Consider the following 23,316-nt stretch of genomic DNA (forward strand, 5'->3'; position numbering starts at 1 on the left):
TGACTAGCGTATATGTGTGATCATGTTTGTTCTTGCTTGAAATTGTCTATTCGTATGATTAATCAAATTGAAACGTAGCAGTTGAACCATGATTTGAAGTCTCTACAACGAGTTTGGCTTTAATTTCTTCTTTTAGTTGGTGCACATGAGATATGACACCGATTAAGCGATGATCTTGTTGCAGATCTTTCAAACATTTTATCGCTTGTTCTAATGATATCTCATCTAATGTGCCAAATCCTTCATCAATAAATAATGTATCTAACTGAACACCGCCTGCATGTGCCTGTATAATATCTGCCATACCAAGAGCTAAGCTTAACGCTGCTTTAAATCCTTCCCCTCCAGACAATGTTTTCACTGAACGCTTACTCCCTGTAAAATGGTCTAACACTTCTAAATCTAGTCCGCTTTGCGCACCACGTTTGGCGAGTTCATCACTGCGTACGAGTTGATAACGATGGTCGGTCATCTCATCAAAGCGTAAATTGGCTTGCAATAATATTTCATCAAGAAATGTCGCTAATACAAAACGTTCGAGTGATAGACGTGCTGCATTATCACCACGTGCTAACTGTGCCAATTCGCCAACATCATAATATTTTTCTTCTAACGCTTGATATTCCTTGGACCATTGATGTAATTGTTCTTTTGTTTCTTGTAACTGTTGTAACTTTAATTTTATCGTTTGTAGTCCCTTTGTTCGTTCATCTTGCTTGTCTGCTATCTCTTGTATCTTTGTTTCTAGTTCGTATAAGTCTGGTTTTTCTTTATTTTCTAATGCTGTTTTTAATTCGTTTACTCGGTTCGTAACGATTTGTTTTCTTTCCTGATAGTACTGAATCTCTTTTTCAAGGCGCTCTCGCTCATTTTTATCAAGTTTTGCCGATTGGTAATCTTGAGTAGATGTAAATCCTTTTTCGCTGATCGCTCGGTAAAATTTATCCGCTTCAGTTTGATAAGTAGACTTTAATGTGTCAGCAAAAATTTGAGCTTGTTCTAATTTGGTTTGTTGCTCAGTGAGTGCTAATTTTTCTTGCTCATATTGCTGTTGAACATTTCGCCAATTCTCAAGCATCTGTTGATACGTTTGCTTCTTCTGCTCCAACTCTTGATAAAATTGCGCCACCGAATCAAAATCATCAGGCAAAGACTCTTCTAGTGCCGTCACTTTATAGTGTAACTCTTGATAGGATTGTTTGGACGTTTCAAGGCGCTCGGAAGTTTCCTCTTTTTTTTGTTTCAGTTGATCGATCTGTTCTTGTATATCGTTAATTTGTTGAACTTCTTTTTTCAATTGTTGTAAATTCGTCTGTTCTTTTTGCTGGTAATCATAAAGAGTTGACAATCGATTCGACAATTGCTTAGATAAATCCTTCCATGTGTCGACTTGATAGTATGTTAACTCCTCAATAATTGTTTGTTCAAAGCGTTGAACGACTTCTTTTTTGGCTTCACCTTTTTCGCGAACTTGAATGAGTTGTTCATCTATTTTCCGTTTTTCCTCTTCTTGTTTTAAGACTTCTTGATAGGCGTTTTCTACCATTTCATCTGTGATTACATTTGCTGTTTGATTGGCTTTTTCCGGGTGATGTGTCGATCCACATACGGGGCACGGTGCATCTGATTGCAATTCTTCCGCTAACATGACAGCAGCATGTGCTTTTCGTTCTTTATCAAGTTGTTCGTAACGTTGTTTTTGGTAGGTTAGCTGTTGATCAAGCTTTTGACTTTCATTATTTATTTGCTTATATTGCTGTCGAAAATGTTTTAATTGTTCGGCCTCTTCGATCAACTCTTGGCATGTGCTTTGTTTTTGTTTCACATATTCGAGTTGATGAGTATACTCTTGCATGCGTTGTGTGACCTCATGGATGTGTTGTTGCTTTTGATATTGATTGTCTTTTTCTTGCTCAAGTTGTTGTATTTGTTCTGTTTTCGTTTTCTCTTGTGACTGAAGTTGTTTTATTGTCTCCTCTAGTTGTTTTAATTGATCGGTATTTGATTGATAGTCTGTTAGTTTTTCTGCGAGAGATTGCTGTTCATGAATTGTCTTTTTTAGCGCTTCGCGTGTTTCTTCCTTTTCTTGTTCACGTTGGTAGTTCCGCTCAATGGTCATAAAATCGTTCGTTTGCTTCTCTAATTGTTGCTGCATCGTTTGAACTTGCTCTTCTTGTGTACTCCACTCTTGTTTACGCTGATTAAATTGTTGCTCTAAAGGTTCTAATTGTTCAGCACGCGCCGCTCGTTCGATGTGCGTTTGCTTATCATTGATCTCTTTTTCTTTATCCGCTAGTTGCTTTCGTTCAAGCTTCTTTTCTTCTAATTCTTGAAACCATTCATTGATTTTTTGTTTTTCATAAAATTCTTTACGTAACTGTTCCAATTGTTCTTTCATTTGTTTGAGTTCAGACTCTTGTTGCTTTTGTGCTTGTTTTTGTGTTTCGATATTGGTTTCTACACGTTGAAAAAGGTTTGAATCACCCTCCTCATCTTCCTCATTCAAGATGCTCACTGTTTCTTGTTTCATTTTCCATTGAATCTCATTCATAGCTTCTTGTAACTGTTTAGATTCTTGTCTCATTTTCTCAGTTAAATCCCGATAAAAATACGTATGAAATATTTTTTGCAAAACCTCCTCTCGCTCTTTACTATTTTCAGATATTAGTTTACGGAATTCGCCTTGGGGGATCATCATCATTTTTCGAAATTGCTCATAATCTAATCCGATTAAGTCATAGATCACTTCATTTACTTCTTTTATTTTTGACTCGACTAATTTCCATGTACCATCTGGATCTTTTTGATATAAACTAGCACTTGCAGGTTCTTCAGTATACCCTTCCCCGCGAACTTTTGGCTTTAATTGTTTGGGCCAGCGTTTTATTTGATAAACCTTCTGATGTAACATAAAGCTAAAGGCAACACTTGTCCGTTCATCATTGGTTGCAAAATGACTACGTAAGCTATCTTGGTCCCGCTCACTCCCACTGGCTCTCCCGTATAAACTAAAACAAATCGCATCAAAAATCGTCGTTTTTCCAGCTCCCGTTGGTCCAGTAATTAAAAAAATCGGTTCTTTCTCCAATTGATTAAAATCGATCACTTGTTTTTGTCGATAGGGTCCGAAAGCATGCATTTCTAAACGTATCGCTCGCATATTAGTGATTTCTCTCCTCTTTCATTAAAGATTGAATCCATTTGTATACATAACGCTCTCTTTCTTTTGGCATTTCTTCCCCTTTTATTTCTTTGTAAAATGCCGCGAATAATTCTTCATGTGTCATCGTTTGTCTTTCTTTCATTTGCTGAATGTCCGTTAACGACTGTTGTGTAAAAAAGTTTTTTCGTTCCAAGCGTAAAATATTAGGAAACAACTCTCGCAGTCTTGATACAGGATCGTTAATTTGTCCATCGTCGAGCAATTGGATATGAAGATAATCTTCTGTCTTACGAATCACACGTTCCTCGATGAAATCATTAAAGTAACCTTCAACGATTCGCATATCGCGGCGAGGATGTAGTGGTATTTTCTCACATTCGACCTTTTGATGTTCATCGATTTCAAGCAGTGTTATACTTTTTTGATGATTGGCTTCTGAGAATGAATATTTAAGGATTGATCCAGAATATCGAAGGTGTGGTGAAGTAATTTTTTGCGCTTGATGCAGATGGCCTAAAGCCACATAATCAAATGAATCCAGCAATTCTGCCTCCACATAAGGTGTGCCACCAATCACCGTCAATCTCTCCTCCGATTCAGTTTCTTCTCCTCCACGTAAAAACGTATGCCCAATGAAGATGTTGCGGTGATTTGTGTTCATGGTTGCCTCAATTTCTTGTACCATTCTCTCCATGGCTTTATGATGTGTATCAATATGATCATCTTCGAAAAACGCGGCGACTTCTTCTGGTTCAGTATAAGGTACTGCATAAAAATCAATGGCCCCTGCTCCATCTTCTAATGTTATAGGAGTCAGTGCTTGACCTATTTCTGTATGAATATATAATTGTTGCCCGCGAAAAAGTGAAGCACCAAAACCGAGCCGATCGGCACTGTCATGATTTCCCGATATTGCCAGTACAGGGGTGTTTTGCTGCACACAAATCGCTGTAAGTGCATCATTTAACAGTTCGACCGCATCTTTTGGTGGAACGGAACGATCATACAAATCCCCCGCGATAATCACAACATCTGGTTGTTCTTTTTCAACGCATTGAATGATTTGATCGATCACATATTTTTGATCCTCTGTCATATGAATTCCATGTACAATTTTTCCTAAATGCCAATCGCCTGTATGTAATATCTTCATGGGTTTCACCAATCCTTTCCCCTAATGTATTATCTATTATAATCGAACATACAATCGTTGTCTATTGTATAAGAACATATGTTTGTGTTAAAGTAATGAAGAGGTGATGCAAATGATTTATGATCGTGGCGCGATCAAATGGACGTCTTTAATGTTACCAGAACACGCGGAAAAGCTAGAGAGAATGGTTGAAGAGGATCAAAAGCAAAAGAGACCGATTTTAGACCCAGACTACTTAACAGAATTGAATGAACGTTTGCATGATGCTGTGAACGAACAATCCCACGTGGAAATCAAATTATATAAAAATGGCTATTTTCACACAATGATGGGACGCATCCAATCACTTGACCTCCACCGTCAGGCCATCTACTTTAACAATAACGGATCGGGTGAATCTGTGTGGTTACCGGTTGGAAATATTGTTGACATCCAAACGATGAATTAAGAAAACCATGAGCTCACTCTTTTACTCATGGTTTTCTTCTTCTTGGTATTCGTCCCAAAGCCTGTCAAAAGTAGCGATCGCTTTTGTGAAAGGACTGTGCCATTCTAAATATTGACTAATTGTATGATAATCAGTTGCTTGTTTTGGAAAATCGTGTTCATGAAACATCCAATTTGCTAATTGATTCGTATGATTCGTCCCGCTTCCTCGATAACGCATCATAAAATGGTAAAAAGATTTCATACACATCACCCTTTACTCTTCTAATGTTGCTTGTTGTTTCGCTTGCTTCTTGCGATATACAATCCGTGATAAGATGATACTAATTTCATATAAAACAATTAAAGGAATCGCAACAACAATTTGTAATATAAAATCTGGTGGTGAAATCATGGTTCCAATTATAATCAAAATAAAATAAGCGTATTTACGCATTTTGTGTAAAAAGAACGGCGTTACGACTCCTAAACTGGTTAAGAACATCGATATGATTGGCACTTCAAAAAATACAGCAAACGGCAATGTCACTCGGAACATAAAACGAAAATAATTTTGTACGGTAATCATCGTTTCAAACATACCATCATTTAATGATAAAACGAACGGTAGAATTAATTGAATAAAAATAAAATATCCAAATATTAAGCCACCAAGAAATAATAAAAATACAGCAGGAATATATGCTAATGATACTCGTTTTTCATGTGCTGTTAAACCAGGTCGAACGAATAACCAAATTTGCAAACATAGAAACGGTAATGTTCCTGCAAGCGCAACAATAAACGCAATCATAATAATGATCCAAATAATTTCTTCTGGTGCAATCAGATGAAGTGTTAGATCTGTATCACGTAAGAAGAAATCTCGAATATCCTCAACAAAATAAATACCTAGACCAAAGAAACCGACAAAAATAAGCGCCGTCCAAACCAGACGTTTGCGCAACTCAGAAAAATGGTCCAAGTATCCCATTTCTTTTTGATCTTGTAATTGTTTGTCTTCCGTCATATATGTTCCTTCCCTTCACCATGTCACTGCCAATACGTGAAAAAAGATGTAAAAGTTAGACCTTTTACATCTTATTGTTTCTTCTGATCTGAACGATTCGATTCATCGTCATCCATTATATCTTTGGTTGCTTTTTTAAACTCTTTTAACGAACTTCCGACAGCTTTACCGATTTCAGGCAATTTTGATGGACCAAAGATCACAAGTGCAATAATTAAAATAAGAATCAAACCGGGGAAACCAATATTTGATAACATTTTCTCACCTCTTTAGCAGACCTAATCTGTATCGTTACTTTTGTTCCTCATTTTCATTCGATTCACGCGTTGATTGCTTGAATTCTTTTAATGTATCTCCTGTTGCTCGTCCAATTTCAGGTAACTTAGACGGACCAAAAATCAGTAGTGCGATAATTAAGATTAGAATTAATCCAGGAAATCCGATTGTACTAAACATATGTATCCACCCCGTTCCTACCTATTTTCATCATATCATGTTTTGCAACACTTGTCTTTTGTATCATACTATTTTTTTCGATCGTATGTAATAAAATAGTGGTCGTATTTGTTTTTTTCATCTGTAACGCCCATTTGTTTATCTGTCATTTCCCAATTGGAGCCATCAAATGTTGGGAAAAAAGTATCCCCTTCAAAGCTAGCGTCAATATAGGTCATATAAATCCGATCAGCAAAATCAAGGACTTGACGAAAAATTTCCTCGCCACCAATGACAAACCATTCTTGATTCGGTTGCTCTTGGTTTAATTTCTGAATATCTTCGATGTTGTGTATCACCTTACAATCCGGATGTGTGAAACTTTGATCATGAGTGATGACAATGTTGTTTCGATTCGGCAATGGACCGTTCATCGAATCAAACGTTTTCCGTCCCATTATAATGGTCTGTGACGTGGTGAGTCGTTTAAAAAATTTTAAATCATTCGGTAAATACCAAGGTAAAGTATGATCTTTTCCAATGACTCGATTTTTATCCATTGCAAAAAGTAATGAGATCAACAAAAACACTCCTTTCTAAACCGCAATGGGTGCTTTAATCGCAGGATGTGGTTCATAATCTTCAATCATAATATCTTCAACCTGTAAATCAAATATCGATTGCTTGGCTGAATTAATTGATAAAGTCGGCAACTGACGCGGTGATCGGTTTAATTGAGTTTGGACTTGTTGCAAATGATTGGTATAAATATGGGCATCGCCAATTGTATGGATGAATTCACCTACTTCAAGCTGACATTCATGAGCGACCAAATGTGTTAAGAGCGCATAGCTAGCAATATTAAACGGAATGCCAATAAAAATATCACCACTTCTTTGGTATAATTGACAACTTAACTTCCCGTCAGCTACATAAAATTGAAACAATGTATGACAAGGGGGAAGCGCCATGTGTGGTACGTCTTCTGGATTCCATGCCGTTACGATATGACGACGAGAATCAGGCTTTTCTTTAATCGATTGAATCACTTGTTTGAATTGATCGATCGTTTCACCTTGTGATGTTTTCCAGTCTCGCCATTGTGCACCATATACATTGCCTAAGTCGCCAAAACGCTGCGCAAATTTATCATCTGATAAGATCATTTCTTTAAAATGTTCCATTTGTTGATGATACCTATCACGAAAATGTGGATCATTTTGTGAGCGATGACCGAAATCTGTCATATCTGGTCCATCGTATTCTTCACTTTCAATCCATTGTTTAAATGCCCATTCATTCCAAATATTATTATTGTGCTCTAATAAATAACGAATATTGGTGTCACCTTTCATAAACCATAATAATTCACTGACAATCAATCGAAATGGTATGTATTTCGTAGTTAACAATGGAAATCCGTCACGTAAAGAAAATCGCATTTGATGACCAAACACCGATAATGTACCAGTGTTCGTACGGTCTGATTTTTTATTTCCTTCATTGAGTACTTTGTTACAAAGATCCAAGTAGGCCTGTTCACTTGTTTGCATCTATATCTTCTCCTTGTTCACAAATCTATAACATTTTATTACAAACACGTAACAAAAGTGAGATTTTATCATAGTCTGATTTATTTTAACATAAATTTTCTTGAAAAGTAATTACGACAAAGGGGTGGTTTTATGTTTTTGCAAAATCAATTGTCACAAGTAGTAAAACACTCCGTTGCGTATGGTTTTGCCTTTAGTCAGCCGTTCGCATTATATGTAGATGCTTATCCAATGATGCAAAATCAAATATTAGAACAATCCGATATGTTGAAATATGGGCAGCAACATGATTCTGTCCGTATGTTACAATTTAAGCTACAAAAGCTTTCTTATTATGATTCTTCGTTGGATGGTGAGTTCGGTATTTTAACAGAATATGCGTTAAAAAAATTCCAACGAGATCATCAACTTGAAGCAAACGGTGAGGCCGATTCAAATACAGTTACGAAAATCATTGATGAAGAAGAGGAAACTTATCAAGACATATTAACACAAGAAGATGATTTGACACTAGGGGCAACTGGTGATCGAGTCCGATCGATCCAAGAAGCACTTTACTACTTTGGCTATTATAAGGGATCTATTGATGGCATTTATGGTAAAAAAACAGATCACGCTTTACAAATGTACCGTGAGGACCGGGGATTAGAAGCGGTTCATATTGAAGCAGAGCCAAAGGCTGATACATCGCAAACTTCAACAACCTTTGATACGAAACGTTCGGAACAATCATCATCAAAACTAATAATGGCCTCAGGTGATGCTTCAGCTATCGTGCGTATCGCCAAGGATTATATTGGAACCCCATATATATGGGGAGGAACAACCGCCAATGGCTTTGATTGCAGTGGATATCTGCAATACGTATATAATAAAGCAGGCAAGTCGCTCCCCAGAACTGTGAATCAAATTTACAATAGTGGCCAATCGATTGAAAAACCATCTGTCGGTGATATCGTTTTTTTCGAAACCTATAAGCCAGGTCCTTCACACGCAGGGATTTATCTAGGAAACAATCAATTTATTCATGCAGGTGAATCAAACGGTGTGGCCATTAGTAACTTAGAAGAGTCTTACTGGAATCAACGTTACTTGGGTGCCAAACGGGTATTACAGTAAGTCCTCAAATAAGTTCATTTGTTTCGGATGCAACCCATCATATGAAATATCAAGTATATCCATAAATTGTTTGGCATTGTCATAAGCATCTCCACCTGAATTATTATTAAACAAAATCGTTATATCGTTTGTCTTCTGTTTGAGATGTTGTATTCTTTCTGCCCATTCTTCTAATTCGGTTTGGCGATAACGATATAAAAAACGTACTTCTCGCCAATTTTCTTGGCCGTGGTTGTTCCATCCATGAACATTTCTTCCGTGAAATCGAATTAAAACTTTTGATTGATTCGATTCGGGAAAAACAATCGGAATCGAACTTTCACCTGCTTGAGGCTCATCACATATTGTATGGATCCAGTTTTCTTCCTGTAAAAACATCATCGTATCTCTCGTATATTTACCGAACCACGTACGATTTCGAAATTCAATGGAAGCGGGAATATCACCAATCCAATCTTTAAGCTTGATTAACTTCTGAATATTTGATTTGTTTAAACGGAACCAAGGCGGAAACTGGAATAATACAGAGTGTAACTTATTGGATTCAATAACAGGTTGAATGGATTCGATAAAGGACTGAACCATTTCTTTTACTTCAAAATTGCTACGTTCTTTTCGGTCATGCCCTGTTAAGGCTTGAAATGCCTTGATAACAAATTGAAACCGGTTAGGGGTTTGCGCTATCCATTGGTGATAATTTTTTGCGGGTTGAATGGCATAAAATGAACTATCAACCTCCACAACAGGAAAATGCGAACTGTATCGATATAATTTATGTTCATTCGCTTGTCGCTCCGCTGTAATTGCTGGGTGATCACCCCAACCCGTTAGACCAATCAATATCATTATGCTTACCTTCCCTATCTCGTATGTTTGTTTTGAATAAGATATCATATAAGTCGGTGAATAGTGAATCGAGAAATGGATTTTTCTTATGATTTCTTGACGTTTTTGTGAATTTACGCTATAGTAGGAATAAGCAAAGAAGAGGTTTGGGTTCATTATTATCAAGTAGCTTCCATAGAAGTCAAAGGAATGGTGATCCTATACTTCTGTAGAAGCTATTTTTTGTATCCAGCACCATCTTGTTTGTATTAACACGTGCTTTACGTGAAAGGTTTTAGGAGGAAAAGAAACATGGAAAACGGTACAGTAAAATGGTTTAACGCGGAAAAAGGTTATGGTTTTATCCAACTTGAAGAAGGAAATGACGTATTTGTACACTATTCCGCTATTCAAGAAGAAGGTTTCAAAACGTTAGAAGAAGGTCAAAACGTTACTTTCGATATTGTTGAAGGTGAAAGAGGCCCACAAGCAGCTAATGTAGTAAAACAATAAATTGTAAATGACAGGCGGTGGTTTTTACCATCGCCTTTTGTAATAGAACAGAATTCATACGGTTAGGAGGAAATGACGTTTTGTTAGAAGTTTATACTGACGCTGCAACCAAAGGGAATCCTGGTCCAAGTGCTATTGCGATTGTATGGAAAAAAGACAAACAACAGGAAGTCATGACCGAAGCAATTGGTACCTATTCCAATCATGAAGCTGAGTTTTACGCTGTCGAACGAGCATTACAGTTATCGATTGAGTATTACCCTCATGAAATTCTCTCTTTTAGGTCCGATTCTAAAGTCGTTGTTGATACCATCGAAAAAAATTATACGGGCAATGCGCAATTTCAGCCGTACTTAGCACGTATTACACAGCTGGCCGATGCTGTTCCGTATTTTTTTATCAAGTGGATCCCAGAAAAACAAAACGGCCAAGCGGATAAACTTGCGCGCCAAACGCTAAAGGATATGTAATCACTTTTCTTTCATCATGCCTGTTTCTATTAATAATTGGCGCGCTTCTGCAGTTTGGACAACGGCATGTTTTTCAAATAATTCTAATAAACTTATATAAAAGCTTCGATCAAATGATAACTGAAGTTGAAGCGTAAAAGTAACAGCTAATTTGACTTGCGAAACCGATGCATTCGTATATTTTTTTCCAAAATAAATGAAACGTACTTCTTCGTCTGTTAATTTAAACCCTTTTGTCCATAGATGTTCTAAAAAGTAAGCTAGCACCTCGTGTTCGTCCAAGCATATCCCCCGCTTATCGTTATGTTCCCTTGGTTTCTCGACGCTCTCTCGTTTTAGATTCGTTTTCCGAAATATTGATAGTAATCCGTTTTAATAAAGCCATTAAACAGTTTCCGTTTCTTGGTTGCCTTTTGTCCAAACAATGATTCAAATTGTTCATTAGCTGTTAACATATAAATGCTCCAACCGGGATAATCGCGTAATACAGTGCCTAATTGTTTGTATGTTTCTTCTATTTTTTTCTTGTCACCTAATCGTTCGCCATATGGTGGATTACTGACGATATAGCCAATCGATTGATCCGAGGCAAAATCTGATGCTTGCATTTGTTTCCATTGAATGAGGTCACCTAAACCTGCTTCAAACGCATTAGTTTTTGACGCTTCAACCATTTCATGACGAATATCAGAACCGTAAATGGCTAATGGTTGATCATAATTCGCTAGATCCTCGGCCTCTTCTAAACCACGCTCCCAAGCTTCTGAAGATACCCACTCCCATTCTTCAGAAACAAATGAACGATTAAATCCTGGCGCAATATTTTGTCCGATTAGTGCAGCCTCAATCGGTATCGTTCCTGACCCGCAAAAAAGGTCGTAAAATGGTTGATCCGGATGCCAATTCGTTAATTGAATTAAAGCTGCAGCAAGAGTTTCTTTTAATGGTGCATCTCCTTGCTGATAGCGGTAGCCTCTTTTATGTAAACCGGATCCTGAACTATCGAGCGTTAACTCCACTTTATTTTTATGTAGGGCCACTTCCACTCGGTATAATGAACCTGTCTCTGGTAACCATTGGGCAATGCCATGTTGTTTCTTTAATTTTTCGACGATTGCCTTTTTTACAATTGATTGACAATCTGGCACGCTATATAGTTTTGACTTGACGGACTTACCGATGACTGGAAACTCACCATCTTCTGGGATATAGTCACCCCATGGTAAGGATTTTGTTTGTTCGAACAACTCATCATAAGAAGTTGCCTCAAATTCACCAATTAGAATCTTCACTCGATCTGCAGAACGTAGCCACAGATTACATCGAATAACCGCTTGAATATCTGCTTCAAAGCGAACCTTACCATTTTCTACATTCACTTCAGAATACCCTAATCTTTTTACTTCTTGGGCTACAATTGATTCAAGTCCCATTGCTGCAGTTGCAATAATAGTTATATATGAGTTCATCACCGGACGTCCTTCCTGTGCAAATATGTATATTATAGACTTTTTATATAAAACAACCCCCTTTTACTGTAAAGGGGATTTTGAAAATGCAAGTATAGTCGACCGAATGAATGTCTGTAAGCCATGTTCTGTCCTATCGTACTATCTAGCGGTGGTCAGCCTCGTACGGATAGGCGTAATCATCTGTCTACAAGCATCGAAACAATGCTTGTCCTTCATTCGGTTGATTTCCCTAATAGAAGGTGCCCCTACCAATATTTGGGTTGCTCACTCGAGGGGTTTACCGCGTTCCACCTAAATAGTTTCCTATTTAGCTTCGTCACTGTGGCACTTTCAAAGTATTCATACCATATCCCATTAGGACACAGGTATTTTTCCTGCCGTTAACCTTTTCGAAGAAGGTTACCTTGACTTATGGTTTCGTCAAGCACGAACACTACAAGCATCTCAGCATGTGTGAGCATGGACTTTCCTCTACACAAATCACTGTGCAGCGATTACGAGACATCCATTCCTTCTATAAACACTAATATTCATTATAACATAACCAATACAACGTTCAATAGTAATAATTACTACCACTTACATCTTATGAATCTTCTTCATATTTTTTCCCAAACACCGCTTTTTCTAAATTGGACAGTCTTTTGAGAATATCATAGTTCACTTGATGATTCGATGGTGTGGTTCGCATTCTGGTTTCTGATTGTTTCTTCATGCGATCATTCTCTTGTTTCAATTGATGAATTTCTTGTTGAAAGTATTCATAATCTTGGATAATCATATCTAAAAACTCATCCACTTCTTCTTGATTATAACCACGCATCGAAGTTTTAAAGTTTTTCTCCAAAATATCTTTGCCTGTTAACTGATTTGCCATATCTTCTCACCTCATTGTCATTATTGCTTTTTGTTCGATTGATGTACGATTTACTCTGATTTACATATCGTCTGATTCTTCTCTTACCAATTCCTCTAAATCAAGTGGAGTGATCAATTGAATGATGTAATTAGTCGATTCTTGGGCTGATTTTGCCTTATCCATAAAATATTTTACACTACCTGGGTACTCTTCATCTACTAGTATTACACATCCATCCGTTTTATGAATCAACCAATAATCTTTTTGAATAAATTGACTCCGACTTTGATATGTTTGATTGTGTAATGGTTTGTAAAAGTCGGCACCGCTTGCAACTTGTTGAAATTGTTGTTGATAATGCTCAGGCCAGCGTGATTCAACATCTAAAAACGGCGGTATCATGGCTAATTTAATCGGATAATCTTTTTTTAATTGTAACACAATTTCTCCAGCCCACAATTCAACTCCCATTTGACCAGAGATAATGACCCACTCTAAGCCATTGTCTAACAAGGCTTCTACTCGTTGACGAATGGCTTTTTTTATGTAACGAATACGTTCATCTTTTTCATTACGGATATTTAATTCCATTGGTTTATTTCCAGTAATTGTAATGATGTTCATGACGAATTATCCAATCCATTGATTTGTTTGAAACCATCTCTAGTATAAAGGAATTTTCGTGAATTATCTAGGCAAAGTTTGTTATTTGGTCGACGATCGTAAAATAAAAAGAGGACTGCTAGTAAAGATTGAGAAATCATTACTAACAGTCAACGTCACTTCAATTAACGAGGGCAATTACCAAAAGGAGAATTTCCTTGTGTCATTGGATTTTGTCCCATCGGATTTTGATTCATTGGGTTTTGATTCATAGGATTCCCTGGCCCTGCATTCATGTTTACTTGATTAACCGTGTTCTCATACGAAGTAGTATGCGGATAATGATGTTTATTTTTTACCAAGTGGTGGTTAACGACTGTCGTATGGGACGGATGAATATAATTGACTTCACTTTCACTACAAGTGTGAACGACATTTGATTTAGTTGGGCAGACGACGGTATTGGATGGCATCTGACATCTCGGTCTACCAAACGGTCTCATGTGTCTCATTTCATCACCTCACTAGTTATTTGGTCTATACTAGCGTATGTCCCATAGTGAAAGTTGTCTATGGCAGTTACCTATATTTGATAATTTTAAAAAATTTTTAATGACTCAGTGTGATTGATTGGCTAATGAAGGGTTATTGGCAATATCATTCTCTATAAGTTGAAACACGTATAACACCGAGTGATATAATTCCATATAACGTTTACGTCGCACATCAATATAGTAACTGTGTAATAAAAGGAGCTTTACATTCTCAGCAGTATCTTCTACTTGCTGTGGATGAACGTTCACTTCTCGATGCTGAACAAATTTTTCAGCTTCTTTTTGCCACTGATCAATGTGTTCGAATAATGGTGTTGTTTCTTCCTTTACATATTGAAAGAAATCTGGATCTTTTTTATTTTCAGGCTTATCATGTGTGATATAATGTTGTCTTAATTTTTCTAATGAAGAACGTAATTCATTCGTTTGGTTTTGCAAAGACACAATCGTACCTCCCTCTGTTCATCTTCACAATACTACTGTATCACGAAAGAAACATTTGGTATAGCGAGAGAATACCGATCATGAGATTTTTACATTCTGGTTTACCAATTTATGAAATGTTTGCGTGTTTGGATATTCAAGTTGTCTTTCCATACGATGTTCAATGTGTTCCATCATATAAATCATCTGTTCGATTCGATTCACGACTTCCATTTTCGTATATGTTTTCTCATTTTTCATTCTATTTCTCCCTCCCTTATTATGTCTAATTCATGAATAAAAGTGATATTCCTTCATGAGTGACAAAACTAGAAAGAAACAGACAATTCTTTTCAAGTTGTGCATAGCTTTAGCATAGATTGTCAAACTAACAATAAAGGAGGGATATCGATGCGTGTAAACAAAGGGAAAAAATCTAAAATGAAACGTGAGGCTCGTAACAAAGAAATTCCTACCCAAGGTGAAAAGAAAATCGATGGCCCAAACCGACCATCAACATAGGTTATGACAGAATAATTAGACATTCACTTAAAAACTTGGTGCTTTTTCATGCATCAAGTTTTCTTTTTCCCCCCTAAATGATGAATATGTTTGCGAATATATAAGTTAGGAAATAATGAGTAATAACGACTTCTAACGTTGCATAATGATTGACAATCGCGTAATATATAGCTAGCAATAACCCATCATTTTCAAATCCTCTATCTTTTCTATATAATAGTAATAGATTAGCATAAGGAGGATAACGATGCATTATCCAAATGGAAAGAAGTCATCTAAATTTTCAGCTTCCTTAAAAGGACAAAAACCAGTGTACAGCAACCGTGGGATGACACTTGAACAAGATATTAATATCACCAACCAATATTATCAAGAACAAAACATGGCAGTCATTCATAAAAAACCGACACCTGTACAAATTGTACATGTTGATTATCCGAAAAGAAGTGCAGCTGTCATCAAAGAAGCCTATTTTAAGCAACCGTCAACTACGGATTATAATGGTATTTATCAAGGGAGATATATTGATTTTGAAGCAAAAGAAACCAAAAGTAAACATTCATTTCCGTTAAGTAACATTCATACGCATCAAATTGAACATATGAGACAAGTCAGTCATCATGAAGCCATTTGTTTTTTGATCATACGATTTAGTTCATATCAAGAAACGTTTTTCTATCCTGTTGAGCGGTTATTTACTCATTGGGATCAGCAATTTGATGGTGGCAGAAAATCTATACGCTATGAAACTATTCAGAAGGAAGGCTATATAATACCGATTCAATATCACGCAAGAGTCAATTATTTAGATATTATTGATAAGTATTATATATAGAACGGAGGAACGAATAATGGCAAATAAGAACCAATCTAGAATAGAAAGAAGAAAGCAAAAACAACAAAGCAAACAAAAAAAGCCTATGTGGAAACGAATTATAAAGATCGCCATGTTATGTGTACTGTTAATCGGCATTGGGTTCGGTGCTTTATTTACTTATTATATTGCTACTGCTCCTGATATTAATGCAGATAAGCTGTCTGCTCCTGCATCAACCAAGTTATATGATACGAACGGTGAGCAATTTGCAAATTTAGGAACAGAGAAACGAACAAAAATTGATTATGATGATTTACCGCCCGTTTTATTAGATGCCATTATTGCTACAGAAGATGCTAGATTTAAGGATCATATTGGAATTGATTTTAGAAGAATTGGTGCAGCTGTCATTGCCAATTTCCGTAATGGCTTTGGGTCACAAGGAGCTAGTACGATCACACAACAAGTCGTCAAGCGTGCATTTTTATCGAATGATAAAAGGTTGAAACGAAAGGTTCAAGAACAATGGCTTGCGTTAAAATTAGATCGACAATATTCTAAACAAGAAATTATGGAAATGTATGTGAATGAAATTTATTATGGCTCTGGGGCATATGGTGTTGCTACGGCTAGTGAAGTTTATTTTGATAAAGAATTAAATGAATTAACACTAGCTGAAGCTGCCATATTGGCAGGACTTCCACAGCGCCCCACCGCCTATGATCCGTTTGTTAATCCAGACTTAGCAAAAGAACGGATGAATACGGTACTTGATTTAATGGTACAACATAATAAAATTACGCAAGATAAAGCAGATGAAGCACGTAATGTAGATATTTCATCATTGTTAACGGAAAAGACTTCAGATTTCGTGAAATATGAAGGATTTATCCAACAAGTGCGCGATGAAGTTATGGAAAAGACAGGTGCTGACATTTACAAAGATAGTTTAAATGTTTATACGACGCTTGATCCTAATGCCCAAGAACATGTCGAGTTTTTATTAAGTAATAAAGAGGATAATCCGATTGATTATTCTTCTGATGAGGAGATGCAAGTTGGTCTAACTGTTGTCGATACACAGACGGGTGCCATTCGTGCCATTGGTGGTGGAAGAAACAGAGAACAAAACGGATGGAACTATGCGATTGATGGGAACGGTCGACAAGGTGGTTCAACGATGAAACCGGTTGTTTCATATGGTCCAGCCATTGAAAATTTACAGTGGTCGACCTACCACCAATTAAATGACGATGAACCATACCCAATTGAAGGTACAAATGCGGTTATCGAAAATTACAATCATAGCTATCAAGGATGGATGACTGCTCGCTATGCATTAAAAGAATCATTAAACGTACCTGCAGTCAAAACGTTAGAAGCTGTTGGTTACAGTAAAGCCCAATCCTTTGCTGAAGGTCTTGGTATTGAATTTGCTACAGATCCCATTAAAATTGGTGATGCAATCGGCGGAACAGGAACAGGCGTGTTGCCAATAGAAATGGCTGGTGCTTATGCTGCTTTCGGAAATGGTGGGACATATAATGAACCATATGCTGTGACAAAAATTGAATATACAGATGAAAATCGCACTGAGGAATATGAAGCCGAATCATCCCAAGCAATGGAAGATTATACCTCATATATGATTACAGATATGCTTCAATCAGTTGTACAAAGTGGTACAGGAACAAGAGCAAATGTCAGTGGCGTACCGATAGCTGGTAAAACAGGAACAACAAACCTTGAAGACATAAATGGTAGTCCTGATTCATGGTTTACAGGATACTCTACGAATTATACGATTTCTGTATGGACTGGTTATGAACGAAAGTCAGAAAAAGAAGAACAGAAGGTGATTCAGAACACAAAACTGGCCCAAGATATATTTAGGGAAACAATGGCATATATCTCACAAGACGAAGAGACAGCCAATTTTGAGCAACCAGATTCAGTCGTTGAAGCAGATGTTGAAAAAGGAAGTAGACCTGCAAAACGACCAAGTGAATACACACCTGAGTCGGAAATTGTAACCGAATTGTTTGTCGAAGGGAATGAACCGAGCGAGGTTTCTGAAAAATACGACCAGCCAGATCCTGTCGAAAACTTACAAGCTAATTATTCTCAAGAGGATGAGCGAATCTCCGTGAGTTGGGAATATGATTCGGAAGATGAAACAACATTTGATGTATCAGCCGGTACTGGTGAATCTATGGAAAATATTACTACAACAGAAGAAACGCAAACGGAAATTCGAAATGTTGAACAAGGAGAAACCTACACTATTGAAGTGGTAGCCATTCAAAATGATACAAATAGCGAACCTGTCACGGTTACGGTTAACATACCAGAAGATGAACCAGAAAAATTACCAGCAGTCCAGTCATTAAACCAAAATCTTAACCCTGAAGATAGTTCTGTTCTCGTAAGCTGGGAATATCAACAAGAAGGTCCGATTACATTTGATGTCACAATTAATGAAAATGGAAATATGATTGATGAGTACACAACAAATAACACATCATTAAATATTTCTGAATTACAAGCTAACCGACAGTACACCATTACAGTGACACCGAGAATGAGAAACGATGAGAGTATTCCTGGAGAACCAGCATCAATTCAATTATCAACAGAAAATTTTGGACAAGGAAATAATAACGAAAATAACGAGACAGATGAAGAATCCTCTGAGACTGAGGATAACCAATCCGATAATAATTCTGAAGACGGACAGAATCCAGAAGATACAAACGATGATAGCAATCAAAATGGAACACAAACCAATTGAGCATTGATATAAAAAAACGCAGGCGAGTCGCGCCTGCGTTTTTTATCAAACTTGATTATGTTTCATTCGTTTTTGTCCTTCACGGCATATTTCTAGTAATGGACAGATGTCACACTGAGGATTTTTTGATTTGCAGTGATACCGACCAAAAAAAATCAATCGATGATGAGTTTGACTCCATTCATTTTTAGGGATCTTTTGCATTAGTGTATGTTCGACTTCTTTCACAGTATCTTTCCACCGACAAATACCTAAACGCTTGGAAACACGTTCGACGTGCGTATCTACTGCAATCGCTGGTTCATCAAATGCAACAGATGCAACCACATTAGCCGTTTTCCTTCCAACACCAGCCAATTTCTCTAATTCTGTCTTAGAATGTGGAACCTCCCCATTATATTGGTCAATTAAGGTTTGGCACATTTTACGAATATTTTTGGATTTATTGCGGTACAAACCAATTGACTTAATATCTGTTTGTAATTCTTCTAGTGGTACATGCAAATAATCTTCAGGCGTTTTATATTTTTTGAAGAGATCGACAGTTACCTTATTTACTAAAGCATCCGTACATTGTGCTGAAAGAATGACTGCTACTAATAGCTCGAATGGATTTTGATGGTTCAACTCACATTTCGCATCTGGATACATGGATTCGATGGTATCAAGAACGGTTCGTATTTGTTTTTTTGTTAACATGGACATCCCCTACTCTTCTAACCAATTGTAATATAATGATTTATCATATGGATGATTTTGTTGTGTCTGCCTTGTTGTTTGATGTTGATGGTACGTTTTACTTGCTTGTTTTGCTTGATCAACCGTTTTTATACCCTTTCTTTTCCATTCTAATAATATGCGATCAATGTATTTAAAGTTTAGTTTACTCATTAACACAGCTTCTCTTAATGCTGCATGAATTAATGAAAGTTCAATTCTCTCTTCATCAATCCATGAATTCACTAATTCAATTTCAAATGGTGATAATGGTCGTCCAAATTCTTGTTCAAAGCGTTGGAAAATTTCCCCGGCCTCTTGGTCTGTATTATCTTCATAACTTTCCTCCGCACGGAATAAACTTTGCCATAACGGTTCTAATGAATAATATTCTTTAATAATATCATCATTGTTTTCTTCCTCAATCGATAAAAATTGTCGTTGAATGAGATAACGTAATTCTTTTGAACAAGCTTCACTAGACATCGTCATATGTTCTGCTAATTGTTCTGGCGTTGGAAAGGAATGGCCTTCTTGTTGGTAAGCATAAATTTGTAGTAACAACATAACTTGTTCTTCATTCAACCCAAGCAAGCTGTATTTTTGAAATAGCGTTATCGGAAGATTGAGTTGGTTTTGTAACATTGAACTAATTGACGGTTCACTCACAGCGACACACCTCTTTATCTGAATCATTTATAAACGTACCCTCCGCTCGGTGATAGCAAAGGATACGTGTGTTTTACGGATATAATCGATTGAGTAATCGTGGAAACGGAATGGTTTCTCTTACGTGCTCAACACCGCTAAGCCATGCGACGGTACGTTCTAAACCTAAACCAAAACCGGCATGTGGTACACTACCATACTTTCGCAAATCTAAATACCACTTATAACTGTCACCACTTAATTGGTGTTCCTTATATCTTTCTTCGAGTAAAGACAAATCATCAATACGTGCGGAGCCACCGATAATTTCACCATATCCTTCAGGAGCAATTAAATCAGCACATTGTACCAGTTCTTCTCTTTGTGGATCTGGCTTCATATAAAATGGTTTAATTTCCTTCGGGTAATGTGTAATAAAGACAGGTTTATCATATATTTCGGCAATCGCTGTTTCATGAGGTGCTCCAAAATCTTCTCCCCATTCAATTTCAAAACCTTGCTCTTGTAACCAACGAATCGCCTCGTCATACGTAATTCGAGGAAAAGGCGAGCGAATTTGTTCTAACACTTGTTTATCTCGCTTTAATATATCTAATTCCAATGAACAATTGTCGAGTACATGCGTAACGATAAAAGTAATATATTCTTCTTGTAACGTTAAACTTTCTTCATGTGTAAAAAACGCCATTTCTGGTTCAATCATCCAAAACTCAATTAAATGTCTCCTTGTTTTGGATTTTTCTGCACGAAATGTTGGACCAAATGAAAATACTCGTCCGAACGCCATGGCCGCTGCTTCCATATAGAGTTGCCCACTTTGTGATAGATAGGCTTCTTGATCAAAATATTTCGTATGGAACAATTCTGTCGTATCTTCAGCAGCTGATCCCGTCAATATCGGAGGATCGACTTTAACAAAATCTTCTTTTTGAAAAAATTGATAAGAAGCTTGAATGACTTGATTACGAATTTTCATAATTGCGTGTTGTTTTTTCGACCGTAACCATAAATGGCGATGATCCATCAAAAATTCGGTGCCATGTTCTTTTGGTGTAATGGGGTAATCTGTTGCCTCATGAATCAGTGACAATTCGGTTACTTGTAATTCATAACCAAATGGTGAACGCGTATCTTCGACGACTTTTCCTGTGACATACATCGACGACTCTTGTGGTAGTGAACGAGCTAATTCAAATGTTTGCTCAGTTACAGCTGATTTTGCAACCACTCCTTGAATAAAACCCGTTCCGTCTCGTAATTGCAAAAAAGCGATCTTACCACTAGACCGTTTATTGCTAAGCCAAACGCCAATTGTCACTTCCTGTTCCAGGTAATTCGCTACTTGATGAATCGTCGTTTTCATAGCGGATACCTCCAAATTTAAAGAATTATTGATGTGCTTCCACAAAACGCCTGATTCGTTTTGAGGCTTCTTCCAATTGTTCGAGAGAAATCGCATATGATAAACGAACATTTTCTGGAGCACCAAATCCTGTTCCAGGCACCAGTGCTACTTTCTCTTCTTCAAGTAATGCTTTTACCCATTCATCCACAGATTCAAATCCATTCATCTTAACTGCCTGACTTACATTTGGAAAAAGGTAAAAAGCTCCTTTCGGCTTCACACATTCAATACCTGGGATATCTGTTATCCATCGATACAGTTTTTCTAACCTTTCTTGAAATGCGATCCTCATCGTTTCAACTGCTTCTTGGGAATGAGTATAAGCTGCTTCTGCTGCAACTTGTGCAATTGAAGTCGGATTTGAGGTCGAATGTGATGCCATACCTGACATCGCTTGAATGATCTCTTTATTCCCTACAGCATATCCAATACGCCAACCTGTCATCGAATGTGATTTTGATACACCGTTTATAATCACAGTTTGTTCTTTTAATTCGTCAGAAAGTTCAGCAATTGATACATGTTTGGTAGATGTATAGATTAACTTTTCATAGATTTCATCAGAAACCGCTAAAATATTATGTTTCACACATACATCACCTAAAGCTTGCAATTCAGTTTGGTTATACATCACGCCAGTAGGATTACTTGGAGAATTTATAATCACCGCTTTTGTTTTATCTGTAATCGCAGTTTCTAATTGTTCAGGTGTGATTTTAAATTCATTTTCTTCCTTAGCCTCAATATACACAGGTTTTCCTTCTGCTAGTTTAATCTGTTCGGGATAGCTTACCCAATAAGGAGATGGGACAATCACTTCATCCCCTTTATTTAATAACACTTGAAATAATGTATAAAGGGCATGCTTTGCTCCCGTCGTTACAATCACTTGATCATTATCATATGTTAGCCCTTGATCACTCTTTAATTTCTGACAAATTGCCCGTTTTAATTCGATTGTCCCTCCAGCTGGTGTATATTTGGTAAACCCTTCACGCATTGCTTTTTCACTAGCGTCAAGAATGTGTTCTGGCGTATTGAAATCCGGTTCACCTGCTCCTAGCCCGATCACGTCATGCCCAGCTTGCTTCAATTCTTTTGCCTTTGCTGTAATCGCTAATGTTGCAGATGGCGTTAACGTTTGTACTCGATTTGCTAATTCCATAAGTTATAATCACCTTTCTTATTCAATATTAGGTTTTAATGTCAATTTATAATGAGACATATCATCTAACAAGACATGTTCATACACAAGAAGATCTTGGTTATTTTTGTAAGTAACTTCAACAATTGGATACCCATTTGCAAAACCAATATCCGAATCGAGTAACTCACACTGATCACATCGATTCTGCCAATCGTTTATGATTTCTTGTTTTGAATATAAGGGTGCTTTTTCAAACATCGTGTAATCGAATGTATCCTCTGTTTCACTAACAAATACGTAATATGAAGTGTCTTGACTTTTCCCTTGTACCACGTAGTATAATTGCTCTCCATGATATCTAGATATTTGATCGATGGCATTAATTTTTGTTTCGTCTAACACGGAGGATGTTACCGTATCGAATCCTTCGACTTTATCAGCCATAATATCTTGGTAAAGTCGAAGTCCAAAAAATGATACAACCAAAAGTAAAAATAACAGTCCACCGATCACCCCATACATTATTTTCTTACCAGTTGTTACGGATGGTTTCATGTTTTCGATCTACCTCATTTACGTAAAATTCGTCACTGTGTACCGTAAGTATAAATATTAACTCGATTTGGCTCTCTCTCTATTTTGTTCCACTT

At 36.9% G+C, this 23,316-nt stretch carries 27 protein-coding genes and 1 other RNA gene; 6 read left to right on the forward strand and 22 right to left on the reverse strand.

Features of this window, described 5'->3' with window-relative positions; genetic code table 11:
- Nucleotides 1-58: 58 nt before the first annotated feature.
- Both J416_RS04415 and J416_RS04420 read right to left on the reverse strand, forming a co-directional pair.
- Nucleotides 59-3,160: an AAA family ATPase gene (locus J416_RS04415; RefSeq protein ID WP_003466048.1), complete on the reverse strand. Its 3,102-nt coding sequence runs from the start codon at nucleotides 3,158-3,160 to the stop codon at nucleotides 59-61.
- Nucleotide 3,161: 1 nt separating this feature from the next.
- Entirely contained in the window at nucleotides 3,162-4,316 is a 1,155-nt protein-coding gene (locus J416_RS04420) for an exonuclease SbcCD subunit D (protein WP_040512992.1), read from the reverse strand.
- A 112-nt stretch (nucleotides 4,317-4,428) separates the two neighbouring features.
- Between J416_RS04420 and J416_RS04425 the strand changes: the two genes are divergently transcribed.
- Nucleotides 4,429-4,764: a YolD-like family protein gene (locus J416_RS04425; protein ID WP_003466050.1), complete on the forward strand. Its 336-nt coding sequence runs from the start codon at nucleotides 4,429-4,431 to the stop codon at nucleotides 4,762-4,764.
- A gap of 21 nt (nucleotides 4,765-4,785) precedes the next feature.
- Here J416_RS04425 and J416_RS04430 read toward each other — a convergent pair whose 3' ends face one another.
- The 6 genes from J416_RS04430 to J416_RS04455 form a co-directional block, all read right to left on the reverse strand.
- Complete coding sequence (locus J416_RS04430) at nucleotides 4,786-5,007, reverse strand: YozE family protein (protein ID WP_003466051.1); 222 nt, start codon at nucleotides 5,005-5,007, stop codon at nucleotides 4,786-4,788.
- A gap of 12 nt (nucleotides 5,008-5,019) precedes the next feature.
- Nucleotides 5,020-5,772: a twin-arginine translocase subunit TatC gene (gene tatC, locus J416_RS04435; protein WP_003466053.1), complete on the reverse strand. Its 753-nt coding sequence runs from the start codon at nucleotides 5,770-5,772 to the stop codon at nucleotides 5,020-5,022.
- Between the two features lie 71 nt (nucleotides 5,773-5,843).
- A complete protein-coding gene (locus tag J416_RS04440) occupies nucleotides 5,844-6,029 on the reverse strand; it encodes a twin-arginine translocase TatA/TatE family subunit (RefSeq protein WP_003466054.1) in 186 nt (61 codons plus the stop codon).
- Between the two features lie 34 nt (nucleotides 6,030-6,063).
- Entirely contained in the window at nucleotides 6,064-6,228 is a 165-nt protein-coding gene (gene tatA / locus J416_RS04445) for a twin-arginine translocase TatA/TatE family subunit (protein WP_003466055.1), read from the reverse strand.
- Between the two features lie 68 nt (nucleotides 6,229-6,296).
- The gene (locus J416_RS04450) at nucleotides 6,297-6,788 is read right to left on the reverse strand and encodes a dihydrofolate reductase (RefSeq protein WP_003466057.1); all 492 of its coding nucleotides are present in this window, start codon (nucleotides 6,786-6,788) and stop codon (nucleotides 6,297-6,299) included.
- A gap of 15 nt (nucleotides 6,789-6,803) precedes the next feature.
- Complete coding sequence (locus J416_RS04455) at nucleotides 6,804-7,760, reverse strand: thymidylate synthase (RefSeq protein WP_003466059.1); 957 nt, start codon at nucleotides 7,758-7,760, stop codon at nucleotides 6,804-6,806.
- A gap of 132 nt (nucleotides 7,761-7,892) precedes the next feature.
- Between J416_RS04455 and J416_RS16410 the strand changes: the two genes are divergently transcribed.
- Nucleotides 7,893-8,879: a C40 family peptidase gene (locus J416_RS16410; protein ID WP_003466060.1), complete on the forward strand. Its 987-nt coding sequence runs from the start codon at nucleotides 7,893-7,895 to the stop codon at nucleotides 8,877-8,879.
- On the opposite strand, the gene J416_RS04465 is transcribed toward J416_RS16410, so the two are convergent.
- A complete protein-coding gene (locus J416_RS04465) occupies nucleotides 8,871-9,725 on the reverse strand; it encodes a DUF72 domain-containing protein (protein WP_003466062.1) in 855 nt (284 codons plus the stop codon). The genes J416_RS16410 and J416_RS04465 overlap by 9 nt on opposite strands.
- A 291-nt stretch (nucleotides 9,726-10,016) precedes the next feature.
- Between J416_RS04465 and J416_RS04470 the strand changes: the two genes are divergently transcribed.
- Together J416_RS04470 and J416_RS04475 are read left to right on the forward strand one after the other, a co-directional pair.
- Nucleotides 10,017-10,217, forward strand: a complete 201-nt coding sequence (locus tag J416_RS04470) for a cold-shock protein (RefSeq protein ID WP_003466063.1) — start codon at nucleotides 10,017-10,019, stop codon at nucleotides 10,215-10,217.
- Between the two features lie 80 nt (nucleotides 10,218-10,297).
- The gene (locus tag J416_RS04475; protein ID WP_003466064.1) at nucleotides 10,298-10,687 is read left to right on the forward strand and encodes a ribonuclease HI family protein; all 390 of its coding nucleotides are present in this window, start codon (nucleotides 10,298-10,300) and stop codon (nucleotides 10,685-10,687) included.
- Here J416_RS04475 and J416_RS04480 read toward each other — a convergent pair whose 3' ends face one another.
- From J416_RS04480 to J416_RS15685, 8 genes are all read right to left on the reverse strand, one after another.
- Complete coding sequence (locus tag J416_RS04480) at nucleotides 10,688-10,969, reverse strand: DUF6123 family protein (protein WP_003466067.1); 282 nt, start codon at nucleotides 10,967-10,969, stop codon at nucleotides 10,688-10,690.
- A 53-nt stretch (nucleotides 10,970-11,022) separates the two neighbouring features.
- Nucleotides 11,023-12,156: a THUMP domain-containing class I SAM-dependent RNA methyltransferase gene (locus J416_RS04485; RefSeq protein WP_040512995.1), complete on the reverse strand. Its 1,134-nt coding sequence runs from the start codon at nucleotides 12,154-12,156 to the stop codon at nucleotides 11,023-11,025.
- A 112-nt stretch (nucleotides 12,157-12,268) separates the two neighbouring features.
- Nucleotides 12,269-12,665, reverse strand: an RNA gene (gene rnpB / locus J416_RS15340) — RNase P RNA component class B.
- Nucleotides 12,666-12,745: 80 nt separating this feature from the next.
- On the reverse strand, nucleotides 12,746-13,036 hold the full coding sequence (gene gpsB / locus J416_RS04490) for a cell division regulator GpsB (protein WP_003466072.1): 291 nt from the start codon (nucleotides 13,034-13,036) through the stop codon (nucleotides 12,746-12,748).
- A 60-nt stretch (nucleotides 13,037-13,096) separates the two neighbouring features.
- On the reverse strand, nucleotides 13,097-13,642 hold the full coding sequence (locus tag J416_RS04495; protein ID WP_003466075.1) for an SLOG family protein: 546 nt from the start codon (nucleotides 13,640-13,642) through the stop codon (nucleotides 13,097-13,099).
- A gap of 164 nt (nucleotides 13,643-13,806) precedes the next feature.
- Complete coding sequence (locus tag J416_RS15345; protein WP_240407253.1) at nucleotides 13,807-14,133, reverse strand: CotD family spore coat protein; 327 nt, start codon at nucleotides 14,131-14,133, stop codon at nucleotides 13,807-13,809.
- Nucleotides 14,134-14,238: 105 nt separating this feature from the next.
- A complete protein-coding gene (locus J416_RS04500; protein ID WP_003466078.1) occupies nucleotides 14,239-14,619 on the reverse strand; it encodes a DUF1798 family protein in 381 nt (126 codons plus the stop codon).
- Nucleotides 14,620-14,697: 78 nt separating this feature from the next.
- Complete coding sequence (locus tag J416_RS15685; protein WP_156809510.1) at nucleotides 14,698-14,859, reverse strand: hypothetical protein; 162 nt, start codon at nucleotides 14,857-14,859, stop codon at nucleotides 14,698-14,700.
- Between the two features lie 508 nt (nucleotides 14,860-15,367).
- Here J416_RS15685 and recU point away from each other — a divergent pair.
- A complete protein-coding gene (gene recU / locus J416_RS04505; RefSeq protein ID WP_003466080.1) occupies nucleotides 15,368-15,955 on the forward strand; it encodes a Holliday junction resolvase RecU in 588 nt (195 codons plus the stop codon).
- Nucleotides 15,956-15,971: 16 nt separating this feature from the next.
- Complete coding sequence (locus J416_RS04510; protein ID WP_003466082.1) at nucleotides 15,972-18,728, forward strand: penicillin-binding protein 1A; 2,757 nt, start codon at nucleotides 15,972-15,974, stop codon at nucleotides 18,726-18,728.
- A gap of 45 nt (nucleotides 18,729-18,773) precedes the next feature.
- Here the strand turns inward: J416_RS04510 and nth are convergent, their stop codons facing one another.
- The 5 genes from nth to J416_RS04535 form a co-directional block, all read right to left on the reverse strand.
- Nucleotides 18,774-19,427, reverse strand: coding sequence for an endonuclease III (nth, locus tag J416_RS04515; RefSeq protein ID WP_003466083.1), 654 nt, complete (start codon nucleotides 19,425-19,427; stop codon nucleotides 18,774-18,776).
- A gap of 9 nt (nucleotides 19,428-19,436) precedes the next feature.
- On the reverse strand, nucleotides 19,437-20,114 hold the full coding sequence (locus J416_RS04520) for a DnaD domain-containing protein (protein WP_003466084.1): 678 nt from the start codon (nucleotides 20,112-20,114) through the stop codon (nucleotides 19,437-19,439).
- Nucleotides 20,115-20,187: 73 nt separating this feature from the next.
- The gene (gene asnS / locus J416_RS04525; RefSeq protein WP_003466085.1) at nucleotides 20,188-21,477 is read right to left on the reverse strand and encodes an asparagine--tRNA ligase; all 1,290 of its coding nucleotides are present in this window, start codon (nucleotides 21,475-21,477) and stop codon (nucleotides 20,188-20,190) included.
- Nucleotides 21,478-21,502: 25 nt separating this feature from the next.
- Nucleotides 21,503-22,684 (reverse strand): pyridoxal phosphate-dependent aminotransferase, encoded by a 1,182-nt coding sequence (locus J416_RS04530; RefSeq protein ID WP_003466086.1) that lies wholly within the window; start codon nucleotides 22,682-22,684, stop codon nucleotides 21,503-21,505.
- Between the two features lie 18 nt (nucleotides 22,685-22,702).
- Nucleotides 22,703-23,221, reverse strand: a complete 519-nt coding sequence (locus J416_RS04535) for a cell wall elongation regulator TseB-like domain-containing protein (protein ID WP_003466087.1) — start codon at nucleotides 23,219-23,221, stop codon at nucleotides 22,703-22,705.
- Between the last annotated feature and the right edge of the window lie 95 nt (nucleotides 23,222-23,316).

The sequence above is a fragment of the Gracilibacillus halophilus YIM-C55.5 genome (assembly GCF_000359605.1).
Lineage (GTDB): Bacteria > Bacillota > Bacilli > Bacillales > Amphibacillaceae > Gracilibacillus > Gracilibacillus halophilus.

Bases quoted from the DNA above. Each gene is read 5' to 3' on its own strand.
- J416_RS04415 (WP_003466048.1), bottom strand. From the start codon at position 3,160: ATGCGAGCGATACGTTTAGAAATGCATGCTTTCGGACCCTATCGACAA.
- J416_RS04420 (WP_040512992.1), bottom strand. From the start codon at position 4,316: ATGAAGATATTACATACAGGCGATTGGCATTTAGGAAAAATTGTACAT.
- J416_RS04425 (WP_003466050.1), top strand. From the start codon at position 4,429: ATGATTTATGATCGTGGCGCGATCAAATGGACGTCTTTAATGTTACCA.
- J416_RS04430 (WP_003466051.1), bottom strand. From the start codon at position 5,007: ATGAAATCTTTTTACCATTTTATGATGCGTTATCGAGGAAGCGGGACG.
- tatC (WP_003466053.1), bottom strand. From the start codon at position 5,772: ATGACGGAAGACAAACAATTACAAGATCAAAAAGAAATGGGATACTTG.
- J416_RS04440 (WP_003466054.1), bottom strand. From the start codon at position 6,029: ATGTTATCAAATATTGGTTTCCCCGGTTTGATTCTTATTTTAATTATT.
- tatA (WP_003466055.1), bottom strand. From the start codon at position 6,228: ATGTTTAGTACAATCGGATTTCCTGGATTAATTCTAATCTTAATTATC.
- J416_RS04455 (WP_003466059.1), bottom strand. From the start codon at position 7,760: ATGCAAACAAGTGAACAGGCCTACTTGGATCTTTGTAACAAAGTACTC.
- J416_RS16410 (WP_003466060.1), top strand. From the start codon at position 7,893: ATGTTTTTGCAAAATCAATTGTCACAAGTAGTAAAACACTCCGTTGCG.
- J416_RS04465 (WP_003466062.1), bottom strand. From the start codon at position 9,725: ATGATATTGATTGGTCTAACGGGTTGGGGTGATCACCCAGCAATTACA.
- J416_RS04470 (WP_003466063.1), top strand. From the start codon at position 10,017: ATGGAAAACGGTACAGTAAAATGGTTTAACGCGGAAAAAGGTTATGGT.
- J416_RS04485 (WP_040512995.1), bottom strand. From the start codon at position 12,156: ATGAACTCATATATAACTATTATTGCAACTGCAGCAATGGGACTTGAA.
- gpsB (WP_003466072.1), bottom strand. From the start codon at position 13,036: ATGGCAAATCAGTTAACAGGCAAAGATATTTTGGAGAAAAACTTTAAA.
- J416_RS04495 (WP_003466075.1), bottom strand. From the start codon at position 13,642: ATGAACATCATTACAATTACTGGAAATAAACCAATGGAATTAAATATC.
- J416_RS15345 (WP_240407253.1), bottom strand. From the start codon at position 14,133: ATGAGACACATGAGACCGTTTGGTAGACCGAGATGTCAGATGCCATCC.
- J416_RS15685 (WP_156809510.1), bottom strand. From the start codon at position 14,859: ATGAAAAATGAGAAAACATATACGAAAATGGAAGTCGTGAATCGAATC.
- recU (WP_003466080.1), top strand. From the start codon at position 15,368: ATGCATTATCCAAATGGAAAGAAGTCATCTAAATTTTCAGCTTCCTTA.
- J416_RS04510 (WP_003466082.1), top strand. From the start codon at position 15,972: ATGGCAAATAAGAACCAATCTAGAATAGAAAGAAGAAAGCAAAAACAA.
- nth (WP_003466083.1), bottom strand. From the start codon at position 19,427: ATGTTAACAAAAAAACAAATACGAACCGTTCTTGATACCATCGAATCC.
- asnS (WP_003466085.1), bottom strand. From the start codon at position 21,477: ATGAAAACGACGATTCATCAAGTAGCGAATTACCTGGAACAGGAAGTG.
- J416_RS04530 (WP_003466086.1), bottom strand. From the start codon at position 22,684: ATGGAATTAGCAAATCGAGTACAAACGTTAACGCCATCTGCAACATTA.
- J416_RS04535 (WP_003466087.1), bottom strand. From the start codon at position 23,221: ATGAAACCATCCGTAACAACTGGTAAGAAAATAATGTATGGGGTGATC.